Origin of the sequence: Pseudoalteromonas thalassia, from assembly GCF_049257215.1 — a bacterium.
Taxonomy (GTDB): domain Bacteria; phylum Pseudomonadota; class Gammaproteobacteria; order Enterobacterales; family Alteromonadaceae; genus Pseudoalteromonas; species Pseudoalteromonas lipolytica_C.
On the sequence record NZ_JBMMUE010000004.1, the window covers coordinates 173,044 to 193,409 of the forward strand.

General features: G+C 41.7%; 16 protein-coding genes. 11 read left to right on the forward strand and 5 right to left on the reverse strand.

What is annotated here, in order from left to right:
• The first annotated feature begins 85 nt into the window (after positions 1-85).
• The 10 genes from dnaG (at position 86) to AAEU31_RS07050 (ending at position 13,816) form a co-directional block, all read left to right on the forward strand.
• Positions 86-1,837 (forward strand): DNA primase, encoded by a 1,752-nt coding sequence (gene dnaG, locus AAEU31_RS07005; protein WP_135926102.1) that lies wholly within the window; start codon positions 86-88, stop codon positions 1,835-1,837.
• A gap of 123 nt (positions 1,838-1,960) precedes the next feature.
• Positions 1,961-3,817 carry an RNA polymerase sigma factor RpoD gene (gene rpoD, locus AAEU31_RS07010; RefSeq protein ID WP_135926103.1) on the forward strand — a complete coding sequence of 619 codons (1,857 nt, stop codon included), beginning with the start codon at positions 1,961-1,963 and terminating at the stop codon, positions 3,815-3,817.
• A 64-nt stretch (positions 3,818-3,881) separates the two neighbouring features.
• Positions 3,882-4,763, forward strand: coding sequence for a 50S ribosomal protein L11 methyltransferase (prmA, locus tag AAEU31_RS07015; RefSeq protein WP_135926104.1), 882 nt, complete (start codon positions 3,882-3,884; stop codon positions 4,761-4,763).
• A 269-nt stretch (positions 4,764-5,032) separates the two neighbouring features.
• Positions 5,033-6,004, forward strand: coding sequence for a tRNA dihydrouridine synthase DusB (gene dusB, locus AAEU31_RS07020; RefSeq protein ID WP_171040393.1), 972 nt, complete (start codon positions 5,033-5,035; stop codon positions 6,002-6,004).
• 21 nt (positions 6,005-6,025) lie between these two features.
• Positions 6,026-6,316: a DNA-binding transcriptional regulator Fis gene (gene fis / locus AAEU31_RS07025; RefSeq protein ID WP_002957804.1), complete on the forward strand. Its 291-nt coding sequence runs from the start codon at positions 6,026-6,028 to the stop codon at positions 6,314-6,316.
• Between the two features lie 234 nt (positions 6,317-6,550).
• Positions 6,551-8,137 carry a bifunctional phosphoribosylaminoimidazolecarboxamide formyltransferase/IMP cyclohydrolase gene (gene purH / locus AAEU31_RS07030; protein WP_295507588.1) on the forward strand — a complete coding sequence of 529 codons (1,587 nt, stop codon included), beginning with the start codon at positions 6,551-6,553 and terminating at the stop codon, positions 8,135-8,137.
• Between the two features lie 102 nt (positions 8,138-8,239).
• Entirely contained in the window at positions 8,240-9,061 is an 822-nt protein-coding gene (locus AAEU31_RS07035) for a class I SAM-dependent methyltransferase (protein WP_135926107.1), read from the forward strand.
• 15 nt (positions 9,062-9,076) lie between these two features.
• Positions 9,077-10,363: a phosphoribosylamine--glycine ligase gene (purD, locus tag AAEU31_RS07040; protein ID WP_253038250.1), complete on the forward strand. Its 1,287-nt coding sequence runs from the start codon at positions 9,077-9,079 to the stop codon at positions 10,361-10,363.
• Positions 10,364-10,457: 94 nt separating this feature from the next.
• Positions 10,458-12,959: an EAL domain-containing protein gene (locus AAEU31_RS07045; protein WP_421966851.1), complete on the forward strand. Its 2,502-nt coding sequence runs from the start codon at positions 10,458-10,460 to the stop codon at positions 12,957-12,959.
• A gap of 47 nt (positions 12,960-13,006) precedes the next feature.
• Complete coding sequence (locus AAEU31_RS07050) at positions 13,007-13,816, forward strand: DUF2797 domain-containing protein (RefSeq protein WP_421966912.1); 810 nt, start codon at positions 13,007-13,009, stop codon at positions 13,814-13,816.
• Here AAEU31_RS07050 and AAEU31_RS07055 read toward each other — a convergent pair.
• Entirely contained in the window at positions 13,813-16,317 is a 2,505-nt protein-coding gene (locus tag AAEU31_RS07055) for an EAL domain-containing protein (RefSeq protein WP_135926111.1), read from the reverse strand. The two genes, AAEU31_RS07050 and AAEU31_RS07055, sit on opposite strands and share 4 nt — an antisense overlap.
• Before the next feature lie 78 nt (positions 16,318-16,395).
• Between AAEU31_RS07055 and AAEU31_RS07060 the strand changes: the two genes are divergently transcribed.
• Positions 16,396-16,689 carry a DUF4144 family protein gene (locus tag AAEU31_RS07060; RefSeq protein WP_421966852.1) on the forward strand — a complete coding sequence of 98 codons (294 nt, stop codon included), beginning with the start codon at positions 16,396-16,398 and terminating at the stop codon, positions 16,687-16,689.
• Here AAEU31_RS07060 and AAEU31_RS07065 read toward each other — a convergent pair.
• The 4 genes from AAEU31_RS07065 to AAEU31_RS07080 all read right to left on the reverse strand — a co-directional run bounded on the left by AAEU31_RS07065 (position 16,686) and on the right by AAEU31_RS07080 (position 20,362).
• Positions 16,686-17,606: a histone deacetylase family protein gene (locus tag AAEU31_RS07065; protein ID WP_421966853.1), complete on the reverse strand. Its 921-nt coding sequence runs from the start codon at positions 17,604-17,606 to the stop codon at positions 16,686-16,688. The genes AAEU31_RS07060 and AAEU31_RS07065 overlap by 4 nt on opposite strands.
• 68 nt (positions 17,607-17,674) lie before the next feature.
• A complete protein-coding gene (locus tag AAEU31_RS07070; protein WP_421966854.1) occupies positions 17,675-19,222 on the reverse strand; it encodes a serine hydrolase in 1,548 nt (515 codons plus the stop codon).
• Positions 19,219-19,734, reverse strand: a complete 516-nt coding sequence (locus AAEU31_RS07075) for a gamma-glutamylcyclotransferase family protein (protein ID WP_421966855.1) — start codon at positions 19,732-19,734, stop codon at positions 19,219-19,221. Before AAEU31_RS07075 ends, AAEU31_RS07070 begins: the two co-directional genes overlap by 4 nt.
• A 7-nt stretch (positions 19,735-19,741) precedes the next feature.
• Positions 19,742-20,362, reverse strand: coding sequence for a LysE family translocator (locus AAEU31_RS07080; RefSeq protein WP_138557008.1), 621 nt, complete (start codon positions 20,360-20,362; stop codon positions 19,742-19,744).
• Between the last annotated feature and the right edge of the window lie 4 nt (positions 20,363-20,366).

Genomic DNA, 20,366 nt, shown 5'->3' on the forward strand with positions numbered 1-20,366 from the left:
CTTGCTTTTAGTCTTTCATAAACACCGTATTTGTGTTCAAATCTTATTTTAAAACGCATAGATAGCGCAGGAAAAAACAACAGCTATGGCCGGAAAAATCCCTAGACAATTTATTGATGATTTACTCGCTCGTACAGATATTGTGGAGCTAATTGATTCAAAAGTTGGCTTAAAAAAAGCGGGAAAAGACTACCAAGCATGTTGTCCTTTTCATAACGAGAAGACCCCTTCTTTTACTGTCTCCCAGGATAAACAGTTTTATCACTGCTTTGGTTGTGGCGCTAATGGCAATGCTATTTCGTTTGTTATGGAATACGACAAACTAGAATTTGTTGATGCCATTGAAGAGCTAGCGAGTATGCTCAACTTAGACGTGCCTCGTGAACAAGGTGGCAGCTCAGGTCCTCAACGCACTGCCGAACAAAAGCGCTCTGATTACGATTTAATGTTACACGCTGCCCGCTTTTATCAACATCAATTAAAGCATCATGCTAATTCTAAAATGGTCATCGACTATATCAAAGGGCGTGGTTTAAGCGGTGAAACAGCGAAAAAATTCATGATTGGTTATGCGCCTAGTGAATGGGAGGCGTTATGCCAGCAACTAGGCCGTAACAAAGAACAAAAAGAGCAGTTAGTAGAGCTAAAGCTTGCTTCTGAAAAGTCGCCTGGTCGCCAATTTGACTTTTTCCGTGATCGACTCATGTTTCCTATTCGCGATAAACGCGGTCGGGTTATCGCCTTTGGTGGCCGAGTCATGCAAGCCGATCAAGGGCCTAAATACCTCAACTCACCAGAAACACGCATCTTCCATAAAGGCTTTGAACTTTATGGTTTATACGAAGCAAAACAAGCACATAAAAAACTTGACCATATTTTGATTGTTGAAGGTTATATGGATGTGGTTGCTTTGGCTGAGCAAGGTATCGAATATGCCGTTGCAGCCCTTGGTACAGCAACAACCGCAGAACATATGCACACTTTATTTAGAACCACAGATAAAGTGATTTGTTGTTACGATGGTGACCGTGCTGGTCGTGATGCAGCATGGCGTGCACTTGAGAATGCACTACCTTATCTTGGCGATGGTAAATCATTAAAATTTGTATTTTTACCTGACGGTGAAGACCCAGATTCACTGGTACAAAAAGAAGGTAAAGATGCCTTTGAAGCAAGATTGAGCGATGCCGACGACTTTAGTAAAGTATTATTTAATAAGCTCAGCCAAGAAGTTGACCTAACTCAAGATGCAGGTAAAGCAAAGCTACTCAGTGATGCCTTACCATTAATTGAAAAAATCCCAAGTGATTTTTATCAAGAAAATATTTTGGAACATTTAGGCCGTTTAATTGGTCGAACAAGAGAACAATTAAACAACCGTGTTAAGACTCCAAAGCAACAGCATGCTATTGAGCGTAAATTTAAAATAACGCCAATGCGCCAAGCTATCGGAATTTTATTACAGCATCCAAATCTCGCGACAAGCATTGCTTATATGCCAGAACTTGCTGAAATGAAAATTGCCGGTATTGAGTTATTTTTACGCATTCAGCATTTAGCGCTTGAGCGACAAGGTATCACCACGGCACAAATTTTAGAATCGTTCCGAGGTAGCCAAGAGTACGATGCGTTGATTAAATTAGCGACTTGGCAGCACCAAATAAATGACGATCGTTTAGAGACAGTTTTTAAAAATACTTTTAAATTTATTGAAGACCAGTGTTTAAATTATCGACTAGAGACCCTATTAATAAAAGACAAGACCCAAGGCTTAAGCAGCGAAGAAAGGCTAGAATGTCTGTTACTAACACAAGCGTTAAAAGGTAGCAACAGCTAGTCAGAACTGAATAATTCTGTTATACTGTGCTATTCACTGCGTCTAGTTAGTTTTCGTGTCGCTTATTTAGTAAGCGAGCTGGCGCCTGTTGTATCAACTTTCAGAGTGGAAGAATAAATCTCTATGGATCCAACTCCTCAGTCACAATTAAAGCTTCTGATTCAAAAAGGTAAAGAGCAAGGTTATTTAACTTTTGCAGAAGTTAATGATCACCTTCCACAAGACATTATCGACTCAGATCAGGTAGAAGATATCATTAGCATGATTAATGACATGGGTATCAAGGTTAGCGAAAATGCGCCTGATGCTGATGAATTAATGATGCAAGAAACAACGACAGACGAAGACGCAGCAGAAGCCGCGGCCGCTGCACTTGCGACTGTAGAAAAAGAGATCGGTCGAACAACCGACCCTGTACGCATGTACATGCGTGAAATGGGTACTGTTGAACTCCTTACACGTGAAGGCGAAATTGTTATCGCTAAGCGTATTGAAGAAGGTATCAACCAAGTTCAGATTTCTGTTGCTGAATACCCAGAAGCAATTACTTATCTACTAGAGCAATGGGATAAGTTTGAAGCCGAAGAAATGCGCTTAAGCGACATTATCTCTGGTTTCTTTGATCCTAATAATGAAGACGAATCACAAATTTCTGCTACACACATCGGTTCAGAGCTAAACGAAGAGCAGCTTGACGACGAAGACGACGAAGCTGACGATGAAGACGACGATGACGATAGCGATGATGATAGCGATGGTGATACAGGTCCAGATCCTGAAGAAGCACGTATTCACTTCGAAAACTTACGTGAGCTTTACAACAAAGCACGTGATACGTTTGAAGCAAAAGGCCGTGCTCACCCAGATTCACAAGCAGCTATTGCAGAAATTGGCGAACTATTTAAAACCTTTAAGTTAGTTCCTAAACAGTTTGACCGCATGGTAAACAACATGCGTGAAATGATGGACCGTGTTCGTGTACAAGAACGTATCATCATGAAACAAGCTGTACAAATTGCGAAGTTACCGAAAAAGAACTTCATCAAGCATTTTGCTAACAACGAAACAGATACTAGCTGGATTGATCTTGAAATTGCTGCAAACGAGAAATACTCGGTTGCACTTGAAGAAGTTAAACCAGAAATCATCCGTTGCATTAGCAAGTTACGTGCAATTGAAGAAAGCACGGGTTTAAGTATCGAGCGAATTAAAGACATCAACCGTCGTATGAGTATTGGTGAAGCGAAAGCTCGCCGTGCGAAAAAAGAAATGGTTGAAGCGAACTTACGTCTTGTTATCTCGATTGCGAAAAAATACACCAACCGTGGTTTACAATTCTTAGACCTTATCCAAGAGGGTAACATTGGTCTAATGAAAGCGGTTGATAAGTTCGAATACCGCCGAGGTTATAAGTTCTCAACTTATGCAACATGGTGGATCCGTCAAGCAATTACACGTTCGATTGCTGACCAAGCACGTACCATCCGTATCCCTGTGCATATGATTGAGACGATCAACAAACTAAATCGTATCTCTCGTCAAATGCTGCAAGAGATGGGTCGTGAGCCGAGCCCAGAAGAATTAGCTGAGCGTATGTTAATGCCTGAAGATAAGATCCGTAAGGTACTTAAAATCGCGAAAGAGCCAATTTCGATGGAAACACCAATCGGTGATGATGAAGATTCGCACTTAGGTGACTTCATTGAAGATACCACAATCGATTCACCTATTGATTCTGCAACAATGGAATCATTACGTGGCGCAACGAACGATGTACTAGCGGGCTTAACAGCACGTGAAGCTAAAGTACTACGTATGCGTTTTGGTATCGATATGAACACTGACCATACATTAGAAGAAGTAGGTAAACAGTTTGACGTAACACGTGAGCGTATTCGTCAAATCGAAGCGAAAGCGTTACGTAAATTACGTCACCCTTCTCGCTCAGACTTACTGAAAAGCTTCTTAGATGCTAAGTAACTTAGTATCGCATTATTAACTAAAAGGCCGCTGTTGCGGCCTTTTTTCTATTCGAGAGATATTCATGGCTTGGATCCAAATTCGCATCAATGCAAACGCTGACAACGCAGAATTAATCAGCGACTTATTAATGGACACTGGCAGCGCGTCAGTAACTTATGTTGACGCCAAAGATACCCCTATTTATGAACCTAAGCTTGGCACTGTTCAACTATGGGCCGATACGACTGTGATTGGTCTTTATGACGCTAACCATGACATGGACAGCGTGGTAGAAACTCTAAAAGCTGAAGCAACCCTTGCCGATAAGCTCGTTTATAAAATAGAACAGCTTGAAGATAAAGATTGGGAACGTGAATGGATGGATAACTTCCACCCTATCCAATTTGGTGAGCGCTTATGGATCTGTCCAAGCTGGCGTGATATTCCCGATCCTAATGCTGTTAATGTATTACTCGACCCAGGCCTTGCTTTTGGTACAGGGACGCACGCAACCACGGCTCTTTGCCTAAAATGGCTTGAAAGCCAAGATTTAACAGGTAAAACCGTAGTCGATTTTGGTTGTGGATCGGGTATTTTAGGAATAGCCGCGATCAAACTTGGCGCTGAGCGTATGATCGGCATCGATATTGATCCTCAAGCACTTGAAGCAAGCCGTGATAATGCACAGCGTAACGGTGTCGCAGATAAACTTGAAGTCTATTTACCAGAAGATCAACCAGAGTTTACTGCCGATATAGTCGTTGCAAATATTTTAGCTCAGCCTCTTCGCGAACTACATGAAGTGATCTTAGGTCTTTTAAAACCGAATGGTAAAATTGCTATGTCAGGTATTTTAGAAGAGCAAGCTCAGTCTGTAGCGGACGTTTATGCCCCGTTTTTAGCACTTGATGAGATTGCTATTGAAGGTGAATGGACCCGAGTTAGTGGCACGAAGAAGGCTTAACCCTCTCTAGAGCATTAACTCTAAGCTAATAGGTAAAGCCAGTATTTAACAGGCTTTACCTTATTTTTACAGTCAGCAGTTTCTCGCCTTTGTACAAGCAAAATTATTTTTGTTCAAATAACAAACAAATCAACCTACTCGTCAAACTGTTATCAAAAGTCAATACGAAAAGGGCAAAAAAAAGTCACTTTTGTTCAATTTATAGCCTTTGATTTTTGCAAAAAAAACCGTAAACTTAGCGCCCCTTGAAAAGAGGCCAATTGAATAACGTGCGTATCGGTTCATACCAACTTGAGAACAACGTAATTGTCGCGCCAATGGCAGGCATTACAGACAGACCATTTAGACAACTTTGCCGTCGCTTAGGTGCTGGCCTTGCTGTTTCTGAAATGCTCTCGTCAAACCCGAAAGTATGGAAAACCGAAAAATCGATGAACCGTATGGATCACAGCGGTGAGTCGGGAATTCGCTCGGTGCAAATCGCCGGAGCCGATCCTGAGCTTATGGCGCAGGCAGCACAATTCAATGTCAGCAATGGCGCACAGATCATAGATATCAATATGGGGTGCCCAGCTAAAAAAGTGAATAAGAAACTTGCAGGCTCTGCCTTATTACAGTTTCCTGAATTAGTGGAAGAGATACTTGATGCGGTAGTCAATGCCGTAGATGTTCCTGTCACATTAAAAATCCGTACCGGATGGGATCAGGAAAACCGTAATGGTGTCGAGATTGCGAGAATCGCTGAACGTTATGGCATAGCATCATTGGCCGTACATGGGCGTACACGCGCATGTATGTATAAAGGTGAAGCTGAGTACGCCACAATTAAGGATATTAAACGTTCAGTGTCTATCCCTGTGGTTGCCAATGGTGATATTACTTCACCAGAAAAAGCAAAGCAGGTTTTGGATTATACGGGTGCAGATGCCATTATGATTGGTCGAGCCGCCCAAGGTCGCCCTTGGATATTCAGGGAGATAGACCACTATTTGCGAACTGGAGAACATTTGCCAGCACCTGAAATTGCAGAGGTGCGTAGCATTTTGATGGAGCATTTAGATAATCTTCATCAGTTTTACGGGGAGCCAATGGGAGCGCGTATCGCTCGAAAGCATGTATCTTGGTATTTGCAAACCCATGACAGTGACGGTCAGTTTAGGCGAGTATTTAATGCGTTAGATAACCCACAGGCACAAGTCGACGCATTAGAAGAATACTTTAAAACACTAGCAGCTAACTAAGAAAGAAAGAGACATATAACGATGTTCGAACAAAACGTGACTTCTCCATTTATCACAAACCCTCATGTACAGTCACACGAGAAACCACAGCCGTTGCGTGATGCAGTGAAAAAAGCTGTTCATCACTACTTAAAGCAACTTAATGGTCAAGACGTTCAAGACGTGTACGACCTTGTTCTTTCTGAGCTAGAAGCACCATTACTTGAAGAAGTAATGACGTACACGCGTGGTAACCAAACTCGTGCAGCAATCTTACTAGGTATCAACCGTGGTACTTTACGTAAAAAGCTTAAAAAATACGGCATGAACTGATACCCGTCTTAATGGACTGATAGTAAGCCTGCATATTCATCGTGCTAATAAACGCTTACTCCCCCATTACAACTGGTATAAAAGTTTTGAATAAAAAGCACCTTAGGGTGCTTTTTTTATTGCTGTTAAAAACTATGCAAAATCCTCACGCTTTAAACATCGTTTTCTCAGCAATATTCAGTTAAAATACCGCCTTTCTAAGCTAGCTCAAACATTGAGGTAATCAAAACTACAATGGATACACATCGTCCAATTCGTCGCGCACTATTAAGTGTGTCAGATAAAACCGGTATCGTTGAATTTGCTCGCGCTCTTGAAGCTCAAGGCGTAGATATTTTATCAACTGGCGGTACTTGCAAATTACTTGCTGATAACGGCATTAAAGTCACTGAAGTATCTGACCATACTGGTCACCCTGAGATCATGGATGGTCGCGTAAAAACACTTCATCCAAAAATTCACGGCGGCATCCTAGCGCGTCGCGGTCAAGATGAAGACGTAATGAGCGAGAACAACATCTCTGCTATCGATATCGTTGTAGTTAACTTATACCCCTTCGCAAACACTGTTGCGAAAGAAGACTGCAGTCTAGAAGATGCAATTGAAAACATTGATATTGGTGGTCCTACTATGGTTCGCGCTGCGGCGAAAAACCATAAAGACGTAACTATCGTAGTAAATGCAAAAGATTACGACCGTGTAATCAGCGAAATGCAAAACAACAACGGTTCAACAACGTATAAAACACGTTTTGACCTTGCAATTGCAGCTTACGAGCACACTGCTCAGTACGATGGCATGATTGCAAACTACTTCGGCAAAATGGTTCCTGATTACACAGAAGAAGCTGCTGAAGAGACTAAATTCCCACGCACTATCAACATGCAGTTTACTAAAAAGCAAGATATGCGCTACGGTGAAAATTCACACCAAGACGCCGCTTTTTATGTTGAAAACGACCTAACAGAAGCATCTGTTGCAACTGCGGTTCAACTGCAAGGTAAAGCACTTTCTTACAACAACATTGCTGACACTGACGCAGCATTAGAATGTGTAAAAGAATTCGACGTACCAGCGTGTGTTATCGTAAAACATGCAAACCCTTGTGGTGTGTCAATTGGTGACAACATTCTTGAAGCGTATGACCGTGCATTCAAAACTGACCCTACATCAGCATTTGGTGGCATCATCGCATTCAACAAAGAACTTGATGCAGACACAGCTGAAGCAATTGTTTCTCGTCAATTCGTTGAAGTTATCATTGCGCCTAAAGTTTCTGAAGCCGCTGCACAGATCGTTTCTGCAAAACAAAACGTACGTTTATTAGAATGTGGTGAATGGTCTGGTAATGCAACAGGTCACGACATTAAACGTGTTAATGGCGGTATCTTGGTTCAAGACCGCGACCTAGGTATGGTAACGCAGAGCGATCTTAAAGTTGTATCTAAGCGTCAACCAACTGAGCAAGAATTAAAAGATTTATTATTCTGCTGGAAAGTAGCTAAATTCGTTAAGTCTAACGCGATTGTGTATGCACGTGACGGTATGACTATCGGTGTTGGTGCAGGCCAAATGAGCCGTGTTTACTCGGCGAAAATTGCAGGTATCAAAGCCGCTGACGAAAACCTTGAAGTGAAAGGTTCTGTTATGGCATCTGATGCATTTTTCCCATTCCGTGACGGTATTGATGCAGCAGCAGAGGCTGGCATCACAGCAGTTATTCAACCAGGTGGTTCAATGCGCGATGAGGAAGTTATCGCTGCAGCTGATGAAGCTGGTATGGCAATGGTATTTACAGGTATGCGCCATTTCCGTCACTAATAACACAAAGGGTTAAGCGAAAAGTTTAGCCCTTTTTGTTTGCCACAAATTCACGTATTCTGATTACTAATAATAATGACCCATATAATGAAGGAATAGATGATGAAATTTGCCGTAAAAACACTGCTAGTTGCAGGCCTTGCACTAACATCAGCACAGGCTTTAAGCCACAGCCATGAATCAGCGCTTACAAGTGCTGTACAATCAAGCGAACGTGATGCTAAAAATAGCGCTCGCGATCAATACCGCCACCCAGTTGAAACACTTGATTTCTTTGGCTTTAAGCCAAATATGACAGTCGTTGAAATTGCACCAGGCGGTGGTTGGTACAGCGAAATCCTTGCGCCAGCTGTAAAAGGCCATGGTGTTTACTACGCGGCACATTTCCCAGCAGATTCTGAAGTAGGTTATTACCAACGTTCATTAGCTGGCTTTAAGAAAAAGATGAGCGAAGACGCGCGCTTCAGTGAAGTTAAACTGACTGAATTTGCGCCAGTAACACATCTAGATATTGCACCAGCGGGTAGCGCAGATCTTGTTTTAACCTTTAGAAATGTTCATAACTGGTACATGGGTAAAGATAAAGAAGGCGCGTTGAGTGCATTTAAAGCATTTTACAAAGCACTTAAGCCGGGCGGCACATTAGGCGTAGTTGAACACCGCCTTCCTGAGTCGCGCAGCGATGAAGATCAGAAATCATCAGGTTATATGAAGCAAAGCTATGTAATTGATATTGCAAAACAAGCTGGCTTTGAACTAGTGGCAAGCAGTGACATTAATGCAAACCCTCTTGATACAGCAGATCACCCTAAAGGGGTGTGGACACTACCACCAAGCCTTCGTTTAGGCGAGCAAGATGCCGCGAAGTATAAAGCGATTGGTGAAAGTGATCGTATGACGCTGAAGTTTAAAAAACCGCTTTAAATAGGATTATACGCCATGAATGTACTTGTCATCGGCAGTGGCGGCCGCGAACACGCTCTTGCGTTTAAGGCTGCACAAAATAGTAAAGTAAACACCGTTTTCGTCGCTCCAGGTAATGCTGGTACTGCACTTGAGCCAAAACTTGAAAACGTAGCTATCAATGTTGAAGACCTAGCTGGTTTAGTTACTTTTGCAAAAGAAAACAACGTTGAATTAACCATTGTTGGCCCTGAAGTACCGCTGGTTTTAGGTGTCGTTGATACATTCCGTGAAAACGGTCTGGCTATCTTCGGCCCAACGGCTGGTGCAGCACAGTTAGAAGGCTCTAAGTCGTTCACCAAAGACTTCTTAGCACGCCACGATATTCCAACAGCTGATTACCAAACGTTTGAACAAATCGAACCTGCGCTTGCTTACCTGAAAGAAAAAGGCGCGCCAATTGTTGTTAAAGCTGACGGCTTAGCAGCAGGTAAAGGCGTTATCGTTGCGATGACTGAACTTGAAGCTGAAGAAGCTATTCGCGATATGCTAGCAGGCAACAGCTTCGGTGAAGCGGGTAGCCGTGTAGTTATCGAAGAGTTCTTAGAAGGTGAAGAAGCCTCTTTCATCGTCATGGTTGATGGCAAAAACGTACTACCATTTGCAACCAGCCAAGACCACAAACGCGCTTACAATGGTGACCAAGGTCCGAATACTGGCGGCATGGGCGCATACTCACCGGCACCAGTAGTGACTGATGAAATTCACCAACGCATTATGAACGAAGTGATCAACCCAACGGTTGAAGGTATGGCAAAAGAAGGCCACCCATACACTGGTTTCTTATATGCAGGTTTAATGATCACCGCTGATGGCACGCCAAAAGTGATTGAATACAACTGTCGTTTTGGTGACCCAGAAACACAGCCTATGATGCTTCGTCTTAAGTCTGACCTTGTTGAGCTAATCGAAGCGGCTAACCGTGAAGAGCTAGATAAAACAGATATCGAGTTCGACCCGCGCGCAGCTGTAGGTGTTGTATTAGCAGCTAAAGGCTACCCTGATAGCTACCCGAAAGGTGACACTATCAACGGCTTGCAAGTTACTTACCCTGAAGGTGAGAAAGTATTCCACGCAGGTACTAAGCAAGACGGTGATAACGTAGTAACGGCTGGCGGTCGTGTTCTTTGTGCAACGGCACTTGGTAACACTGTAACTGAAGCGCAACAACGTGCCTATAAACTCGTTGATCAAATCAGCTGGGAAGGCATGGAATATCGTACTGATATCGCTTACCGCGCTATTGCTCGCGAACAAAAGTAAGTAAGTTAAAACTTATTTCTCTTAAAAGCGCAGTTTATCTGCGCTTTTTTAATGCTACACTATTAAGAATAATTAACTAGATAAAGAACGCGTTTTGAATAATAAAGCATTGAAATATAATTTTGTTTCTTTTTTTATTCTTGCTACTTTGTTTTTTATCATCGCCAATTTGTGCGCGCATCTGGCCAGTCCAACTCGCTATACAATTGATAAGACAGCGCCAGTGTATTCTCAAATGGCTTATCGTATTGACCAAAGCAAATCTCTCACCCTTAACCAATTTCTTGCAGAGCCAGAACAACTTATAAAAAAGCCATTCTCGCAAATTGAGTGGCATTTAGGCGCTCAAGATTACTGGTTAAAACTCGACTTAGAAAACCGTCAAACGAAGCCGATTGATCTCATTATTCACTTTGATAACCCTATGGTTGATTACCTCACTGTTTACCGTGTAAACACACAACAACAGCTTATTAAAAAAACAGTGTTAGGCGATAAAGTACCTGATCTAAGCCTATTTAAATACAGTACCCCACATACGTCTTTCACTCTTAATGGTAATGAGCAAACATCCATCATCATTAAAGTTGATACCGTGGGGATCAGTAAAACGCCTATTAACATCTATGGTAAAAATGAATTTCAAGACTTAGTTCGCGCACAAGTAGGTGTATGGGGAATTTTTATTGGTGTGCTGATCATGGCTGCGCTCTATAACCTAGTGTTATTTTTTGGCATACGAGATCGTGTATACCTAATTTACATAGGCTATATTATTTCGGCGCTGTTATTGATGGGCTCAGTGCTCGGCTTTGGCTTTTATCTCTGGCCATTATCGTGGCAGTTATTTTTAAATAAACAGGTGGTATTTAGTAACTACGCTATTGCCTTTTTTACCGTTGCTTTTTGCACCATGTTTTTACGCTACCACAAAGACAATTGCCGCTTATATAAACTTAGTCTCAGCTTTTTAGCCCTACTGTTCAGCTTAAGCTTAATTAGCTTTTTTATGCTCGAATACCACTCATCAAAAATTTTCTTTGCCATTATGGTACCGCTGTACATTTTATGTATTTGCATGATTTATAAAAAATTAGTGAGTGGCTTTCGGTGGGCAAAATTTTATGTGATGTCATGGGTCCCTCTGATTGTTGGCGCAGCAATTCAACCGTTAGAACTTACCGGCTTTATCCCTTATAGCTTTACCGTTAGGCATATATTTTTAGTCGCTATTTTATGCGAGATTGTATTAATGGCTATGGCTCTAGCAGATAGAGTACGCTATCAAAGAGAGAAAGCTCTCTATCACGCAACTCATACTCAACAAACACAACTTCTAAATCAGGCCATGCTCAAACAAGCTTATATGGTTCTGAGAAAACAACAAAGATCAGCTAATCTGTGCCTTATAAAGATAGAGCAATTCACTGCACTGATGAATATTCTAAATTCAACACAAAGCAGTCATATCATCATCACAGTTGCTGATTCACTAGAACGTCAAGTAAGTAAACATAGGCAATTCATTAACCTTGAATCAGCCCTCGATAACAGCCCTAAAATAGCAGACTTAGGAAACGGAATACTGGCATTTATCTCTACAAAGATTCAGCCACCAGAGGAGCTCTATGCAGAGCTTAACGACTTATCGAAACAGTTGCCAAAACAATACAGCATTTTGGGTCTTGATCTACAACTTAACTATCGCTGCAGTGTCGCAGAACCGATTGCTGACGACGGATTTGATGCCTGGTTACAGCGTGGTTACTTAAGCTTGTCTCAACGACCTCAATATAATATTGAACATGCAAAACCTCATGTAGATATGAATCTAAGTTTAGCTGCTGCACTGCAACACGCTATTCGAAACAATAATTTAGCTATCTACCTGCAACCAATTATCAACTTAAATACAGGCAAAGTGGCAGGCGCAGAAGCTTTATTACGCTGGCCTTGCGCCGATAAAGAGATCCATATTGAGCAGCTGATCCTATTAGCTGAGCGCACAGGGCTAATAAACGAGCTTACCTTATGGGTAATTGATCAAGCCTGTCAAAGTGTTGCAAGCCTTAATCAGCATGGTTATCGTGACCATACAGTCAGTGTTAATTTAAGTGCCAAAAATCTCACCATTCCAAAGCTTATTGAAAAAGTTGAAAATACCATCATGAAGCATGGCATTATGGCCAGCCAATTAAAGTTTGAGCTTACCGAGTTCGCGCTAATTAAAAACCATAATGAAATGGTATCTTTCATCAATGAGCTCAATAAACTAGGTAGCCAAGTGGTTTTAGATGACTTTGGTACAGGTTACTCATCGCTCAATTATCTGGTTAACTATTCATTTAGCACTATCAAGGTAGATAAATCATTTACCCTTGATTTAACAACTAACGACAACAACCAAGTTATCGTGAAAACAGCCATTGATATGGCCCATAACCTCGATATGAATATCACCATTGAAGGCATAGAAGATAAAGAAACAGAACAGATGCTTATAAAAATGGGCGCAGATCAAGGCCAAGGCTATTATTACAGCAAAGCGTTACCATTAAGTGAGTATCTAACGTTTATTGCCACACAATTTAAATAGACCATGTTACACTTGCCTCTTTTAACATCTTTAGGGGCCAAGTGAAGATGCAAGGTACGCTCAGAAAATTAAAGTCGACCCTCACCTCTCCAGTCGAATATAAATTACCTATTGGTGATGAGCTAGTTTCATTAAATGACTATATTGGTAAGCCACTAACACTTACGTTTACGGGCAATATTTTTTGTTGTAACTGTGGGAAAAAAACCAAAAAGAGTTACTCACAAGGACACTGCTTTGTATGTATGCGCAAATTAGCTAGCTGTGATATGTGTATTATGAAGCCTGAAACCTGCCACTTCGATAAAGGTACCTGCCGCGAGCCACAATGGGGCGAAGAAAACTGTATGATCCCACACTATGTATACTTAGCGAATACATCAGGGTTAAAGGTAGGGATTACTCGCCATACACAAATTCCAACGCGTTGGATTGACCAAGGTGCAACACAAGCACTGCCTATTTTTAAAGTACAAACTCGCTTGCAATCAGGATTAGTTGAAGTTGCACTAGCCAAGTTTATTGCTGATAAAACGAATTGGCGAAACATGCTAAAAGGCCCATCAGAAGCAATTGATTTGAAAGCCGCTGCCAAAGAGCTTATCCCACAAATTGATGAAAAACTCAGTGAACTCGCTGAGCTATTTGGGGCCACAGCCATTGAAAAACTAGATGAAGATGTTGTTGAGCTAGAGTATCCCGTGAGTGAATACCCTAGCAAAATCAGCTCTTTCAATTTTGATAAAGCGCCAGAAGTATCGGGTATTTTAAAAGGTATTAAAGGCCAGTACTTAATTTTTGATACTGGCGTCATTAATATTCGTAAGTTTACTTCTTACGAAATTAGCCTAGCTTAGGCACTTTTTTCGGTATTGAGGTAAAAGGCATACCATTGCTGCTTCGTAATTGGGCGGCAATAGTAATAACCTTGAATAGTATCGCAGTTAAGTGAACGTAAGTAATTTAACTGCTCTATTTTCTCAACCCCTTCTGCAACCACATGCATATTAAGGCTTTTAGCTAATGTGACGATTGCCGTTACAATTTCACTATTGCCGTATTCATCAGGCACTTTAGCGATAAAACTGGCATCAATTTTTAGTGTGTCGATTGGCAATTTAGTCAAATAGCTAAGCGCAGAGTAACCCGTACCAAAGTCATCTAGAGTTATATGCACACCGAGTTTTTTCAGTGCCATGAGTTCTTGTTTCGCTTCACTAAAGTGACTAATAAAACAGCTTTCTGTGAGCTCTATCTCTAACTGGTAGGGGTTAACCTCATAGTGCTCAAGTAACCGCTCTACATTCGACGCAAGTTGCCCCTGACGTAAATGATTCGCTGAAATATTAATGGCTAAGCGCCCTGCTTCAATGCCTTGTTGCTGCCAATTAACTAACTCTTTGCAAGCCTCTTCTATCACCCACAAGTCTAGCTTTACAATAAGGCCTAACTCTTCAGCCAAGGGAATAAACTTTGCTGGAGAAATCACCCCTAAACTTGGTTCGTGCCAACGAAGGAGTGCTTCTACCCCTAAAATTTTGCCTGAAGTTAACTGCTGCTTAGGTTGGAAATACAGCTCAAACTCATCACTCTCAATCGCATTTTGTAACCGGCTCATCATTGCAAGTCTCTCTAAAGAGCGCGCATTCATCGCAGGTTTGAATAATTGAAATGAATTACGACCAACTTCTTTAGCACGGTACATCGCAATATCGGCGTGCTTAAGTAAGGTAGCACTATCCACACCATCATCAGGGTAAACCGCTGCGCCAATCGATGCTGTAATGGCCACAACATGCTCGTTAATAGCCAAAGGCATACTAACTTGTTGAAGTACTTGCTCAGCAAAGTTTAGCAAGTCTTCAATACGATTTACTTCACATAGTAAAACAAACTCATCACCACCTAACCGCGCCAAGGTATCTCCATCCGGAAGGATCGATAAAATTCGCTCTGCAACTTGCTCAAGCAAGTTATCACCAGCATCGTGTCCTAAACTATCATTCACTTCTTTAAAGCGATCTAAATCAATAAACATCACCGCCAGTAGGTCATGATTTCGTTTTGCAGCACTCAATGCAATTGATAACCTATCATGAAACAAACGCCGATTAGGCAGGCCAGTCAGCTCATCGTAATAGGCAAGTTGGGCAATCTTTTCTTCGGCACGTTTGCGCTCTGTAATATCACTAAAAATAGCGGCATAGAGCACTTCGTCAAAATTGGGATCTTTGATCTGAATGATCGTTAGCCACTCAACATACTCTTCGCCATCTTTTCTACGATTACAGATCTCTCCTTGCCAAACCCCTTCGTATTCAATGGCGTGCCACATTTTTTGATAAAAGGAACGGCTATGTTTTGCTGAACTTAAAATGTTGGGCCGCTTGCCAATAACTTCATGCTCAGCAAAGCCAGTCAGTTTAGTAAAAGCAGGGTTAACTTGAATAATAGTGCCGTCTTTACGGGTTAACATAATGCCATCGAGTGAGGCATCAATAATTTTATTTGCAAGAAAAAGGTTTCGCTGTGATTTTTGCAAAGCAATGTCACGCTGTTCAATCGCTCGCTCAAGCTCGCAGCAATAAGCCGACTCAATCTCTGTTATTAAATCAGCAAATGAAATCACTCCACAAATAGCGGTGTCTCTGACCACCAAATGACGCACATTGCGTTCTGTCATGACTCGATAAGCATCAAAAAGACTACTTTTATTATCAATTTCAATAAGTGGATAACTCGCGTATTCCCAGCATGGGTTTAACCACTCAGTTTGTAAAATTAACTCAACAATGTCACGCTGGGTAATGATGCCATAAATTTCAAGTGATTGATTATAAACCAATACACTTTCAAGGTGTTTCATGCGCATCAGTTCAACCACTTTCTCAATAGGCGTATCTGCATCAACCACTTCTAATTCTGTACAATACTGTTCATGAATGGGCCTAAACTGCAGATAGTGGTCTAAACCTTGGTTGTGAACGATATCAGAAAGGTTCAACATCCCTAAAGGCTGGCTATTATCGTCAATTACCAATAAATGACGAATACCGTGTTGTTGAAAACGTAATGTTGCATCACTTACTGGATACTGACTTGGCACTGAGATAACCGGTGCCGACATCACTTCGTGAATTGCAAGATTCTTGTAAGTGGGATTAGTTATATCTACCTTTAAACAATCAGCTTCAGTCCAGATACCAACAATCGACTTTTCATGTTTAATAAAAATGGCGGTTACACCATGCACATGCATCAACCTTACGGCATCAACCAAGGGCGTATGCGCAGGACATGAAACGAGCTTTTGCGAAAATACATCGCACACCTTTTGATGTCGTCTTGGTTGATTCATAGGTAAATAATCCTAGTTCTTGCATGGACTGACAATTATAATCATTTAATCCTTGGCAACTTTGACGCAGGACAATAAATGCACACATCTTTTCCTAAGATAATTTTTTCATCTAATGAATTAGCATTAGTTGAAGATAAAGCCGATATAGAAAGCTTTATTTATGGTTTAAGTGAAGAGCAGCAACAAGAAGCGAGGATACTTTTAGCAACAGGGCACTATGTCAACTTGCAGGGAGAAAGTGTTAAAGCGTTAACTGACGTAGAGCTTGCTAATAAAGTGACTGAGCATCTAGCACAAGAAGGTGTGTGCTGTTTAAGTAAAGTAACTAGGCTTACTGCAACGCAAGCCTTTGCGATGCTGGCAGATTAAGGTGCATCCACCAGCGCTTTAATATGCGCCACGGCACTTCGACCAAGGGCTGATAAGGCATAGCCCCCCTCTAAAAACGAAACAATTCCCTTGCATTCTTGTTGCTGACAAAACTCAGCAAGTTGCGTAGTTAGCCATGCGTAATCGTCTTCAACAAATTTGAGGCTTGCCATGTCATCTTCTAAGTGAGCATCAAAACCGGCGCTAATAAACAACAGTTCAGGTTTAAAATCATTAAGTTTTGGTAGCCACTGCTCAAGGTAAACAGCTTTAAGATCATTACCATCACTGGCTATCGGCAGCGGCGAATTAACTAAAGTCGCATTATTTTCAACGGCAGTATTAGGATAAAACGGATGTTGAAACAAAGAACAAAACAACACATTGTCGTCATCTAAAAAGATATCTTGGGTACCATTACCGTGGTGTACATCAAAATCCAAAATAGCAATGCGCTTAACGCCTTTGCTTTGCGCGTATTTCACCGCAATGGCTAGATTATTAAAAACGCAAAACCCTGCAGAGGAGCTGCGGTTTGCATGATGGCCTGGCGGTCTAACGGAGCAAAAAGCCGCGTCGAGATTATCAGCAAGAATTTCATCAACCGCTAATAATCCAGCGCCTACAGCGCGTTCAATTGCTTTCATTGAATCTGGGCATAACCAAGTATCGCCGTCTAATTCAGCGAGCCCTTCATCAGGAATAGTCTGCTCGACGTGGTTAACGAGAGATTCGTCATGAGCACGTAAAAAATCGTCTCGGGTAGCTTTAGGAGCTTGTAATTGAGTAATGGCAACATCAACACCACTGGCGAGTAAACGGTCTGTGATCACATCTAAGCGTGCTGGACATTCAGGGTGATCGTCAATCATTTTATGCTTACGGCAAAATGGATGAGTTATTACAGCCGTTCTCATAATACACTCCTTGGATTATTTTCCCCCAGTATAACAAAGCCACCTGATGGTGGCTTTGCGACTTTTGTTTACTTTTTAGTGTGTAAATCTAGATTTCTAAAATCAAAACTAAAGTCAGTTACTTCAGTAGAGACAGCCCGCATTTTTGCACTACTCACACGGTTATCTGGGCTCATTTGAAACTCAATAAAGGCATCGGCCTCAAGTAACTTTTCATCCCACTTAACAATAAAGGTATTGCCGGTGTAATGCTCAAGCTGGCCTTTCAAACGCTTTGTATGAGTAAAATCAATACGTAACTGACCATTTAATTCTTCAATGACCACATCACCGTACCAGTTGTCATGTAGTGTGCCTGTGTAGTTGATGTTTGGCAGTTTTGGTTGATAATCTGCTGGCGTTTCTGGTTTTGCATTTGCGTACGCTTTTTCTTTGTTTTCGAAATGCTTTTTAGCCAACTCTTCGACCCAATCTTTGTCTTCAAGATCTAACGCATCTTCTAGCACTTCATAGGTCACCGCAGATAGCGCACTAAATGCTTGCTGGTTACTTAGAATAACAATACCAAGGTTTTTCTCTGGTAATAGCGTCACTTGAGACACCATGCCTAAGATGCCGCCACCGTGACCCAGTTTTTTAATACCGTGAAAGTCTTCAATGCTCCAGCCTAAACCATAACCTCTAAATTGCTGATGATAAGCTTCGTAAGCGCTTTTTGATGCCAGTGAGGTAATGTGCGGGTGCCACATTTGTTGTTGCTGCTTTTCAGTGAATAACTGCTGGCCATTTGGCATTTTACCATGCGCAAGCTGCGTGCGTAGCCAATGACTCATATCGCTCACACTAGAAGCGATTGCACCTGCACCACGGAAATCTTCAAGGTAGTTCACAAAAAATGGATGTAATTGACCATCCATTGGAATATGGCCCGTCGCCCAGTTTTTATTACTACTAGGAATGCGTGAAAAACCTGCACGTGAGTTTTTCATATCGAGTGGCTCGAGAATATTTTTCTCAATGTAATCATTCCAGCTCATACCAGATACACGCGCAACCACTTCACCTGCGGTTACAAACATCAGGTTGTTATACGCGTATTTACTACGAAAACTACTCGCCGGTTTTAAATACTTAAGGCCCGCGATAATTTCATCAATTGATTTGTCAGTATCAGGCCAAATCATTAAATCGCCTTGCCCTAAACCTAAGCCGCTGCGATGGCTTAATAAATCGCGAATGGTCATTTCACGGGTTACATAAGGGTCATATAAACGAAACTCAGGTAAGTGATCGATTACTTTGTCATCCCAGCTGAGCTTACCTTCATCAATCAATTTAGCTAACGCTGCGGCAGTAAATGCTTTGGTGTTTGACGCGATACCAAATAAGGTATCTTTATTCACTTTTTTACCAGTATCAAGGTTTGCGATACCAAAGCCTTTTGCTAACACGACTTTATCATTTTCAACAATCGCCACTGCCATACCCGGCACATCAAAACGCGCCATTGAGGTTTCGATAACGTCTTCTATTTTTTTAGTATCAATGTCGGCATAACTGTAAAATGAACAGCTTGATAACAATGCCGCTGCAACGGCTAATTTACGGAATATCATAATGTCCCTTGGTGATTTTTATTGTTGTGAATAGCGAATTCTCTCGCTGCCCGGGTTTTATCTGGATCATCGCAACTTTGTCTTGCGAGTATTGCTTCACTGTAATGATTTGGTACGCCCGCTTCAAGCGCTCCGCGATGAACGTGCTGAAGATACCAGTCGAATGGTAAAAGTGAGTCATCAACGGTATTGGCAATGTAGCAATGAGCTGATACACGCTCGCCATCAATAAGCTCAACGGTGATATCTACACAGTCATAACGCGGGCCTTCAATTTCATCAAGAATCGACTTTTCCATCTCATTGAGCTGATATACCACGCCATACACCAAGGCATCAGTATTATCTGTTTCGCGAATACTACACTTTGCAGAGCCGTCGGTACTGACCATATCAAACGTAAGCTCATAGCCTTTTAAAATAGCTGTGCCAATACGCTTTGCTTCTGGAAGCCTTGCAAACAAACGGCTCGAAGACATATTTGACCCAAATGAAAAGTTATAAATAGTCATAGTCACCTCACACAACAACGCGAATAGCTAACGCAATAAGCACAATACCTATGCCTCTATCAAACCAGTACCCGCTTTTTAAGAAAAATGAACGAACCGATGCTTTTGATAGCACCAAAGATAAAAATGAAAACCATAGCCAAGTTGCAATAGCCATATATAAGCCATAACCAGCTTGAACTAAAACGGGTGTCTCAGGGCTAATTACGAGGGTAAATAACGACATAAAAAACAGGGTTGCTTTAGGGTTCAGTGCATTGGTAAAAAACCCGCGTCGAAATGCTTTATACACCGATTCTGGCTCAGCCTGAGCAAGGGGTTGCTGTTTACTATCGCTCGGCTTGGCACTGCGTAAAGCTTGCACGCCTAAGTAAGCCAGATAAGCCCCCGCTACGTATTTTAAAGCCATAAATAAGCTAGGCGACTGCGATAAAATTAACGCTACACCTAATACACAGTAGGCAATATGCAACAAAATAGCTGCGCCAACACCAGCGCTAGTCCAAAGTGCATTTTTACGTCCTTGCTGAATACTTTGCTTAAGCACTATCGCAAAGTCAGGTCCAGGACTGGCTACCGCAAAAAAATGGGCAATGGCAATCAATAAAAACTCATCTAAATACTGCACAACT

Coding starts and splice junctions, on each gene's coding strand:
- dnaG (WP_135926102.1), top strand. CDS start 86: ATGGCCGGAAAAATCCCTAGACAATTTATTGATGATTTACTCGCTCGT.
- rpoD (WP_135926103.1), top strand. CDS start 1,961: ATGGATCCAACTCCTCAGTCACAATTAAAGCTTCTGATTCAAAAAGGT.
- prmA (WP_135926104.1), top strand. CDS start 3,882: ATGGCTTGGATCCAAATTCGCATCAATGCAAACGCTGACAACGCAGAA.
- fis (WP_002957804.1), top strand. CDS start 6,026: ATGTTCGAACAAAACGTGACTTCTCCATTTATCACAAACCCTCATGTA.
- purH (WP_295507588.1), top strand. CDS start 6,551: ATGGATACACATCGTCCAATTCGTCGCGCACTATTAAGTGTGTCAGAT.
- AAEU31_RS07035 (WP_135926107.1), top strand. CDS start 8,240: ATGAAATTTGCCGTAAAAACACTGCTAGTTGCAGGCCTTGCACTAACA.
- purD (WP_253038250.1), top strand. CDS start 9,077: ATGAATGTACTTGTCATCGGCAGTGGCGGCCGCGAACACGCTCTTGCG.
- AAEU31_RS07050 (WP_421966912.1), top strand. CDS start 13,007: ATGCAAGGTACGCTCAGAAAATTAAAGTCGACCCTCACCTCTCCAGTC.
- AAEU31_RS07055 (WP_135926111.1), bottom strand. CDS start 16,317: ATGAATCAACCAAGACGACATCAAAAGGTGTGCGATGTATTTTCGCAA.
- AAEU31_RS07060 (WP_421966852.1), top strand. CDS start 16,396: ATGCACACATCTTTTCCTAAGATAATTTTTTCATCTAATGAATTAGCA.
- AAEU31_RS07065 (WP_421966853.1), bottom strand. CDS start 17,606: ATGAGAACGGCTGTAATAACTCATCCATTTTGCCGTAAGCATAAAATG.
- AAEU31_RS07070 (WP_421966854.1), bottom strand. CDS start 19,222: ATGATATTCCGTAAATTAGCCGTTGCAGCGGCATTGTTATCAAGCTGT.
- AAEU31_RS07075 (WP_421966855.1), bottom strand. CDS start 19,734: ATGACTATTTATAACTTTTCATTTGGGTCAAATATGTCTTCGAGCCGT.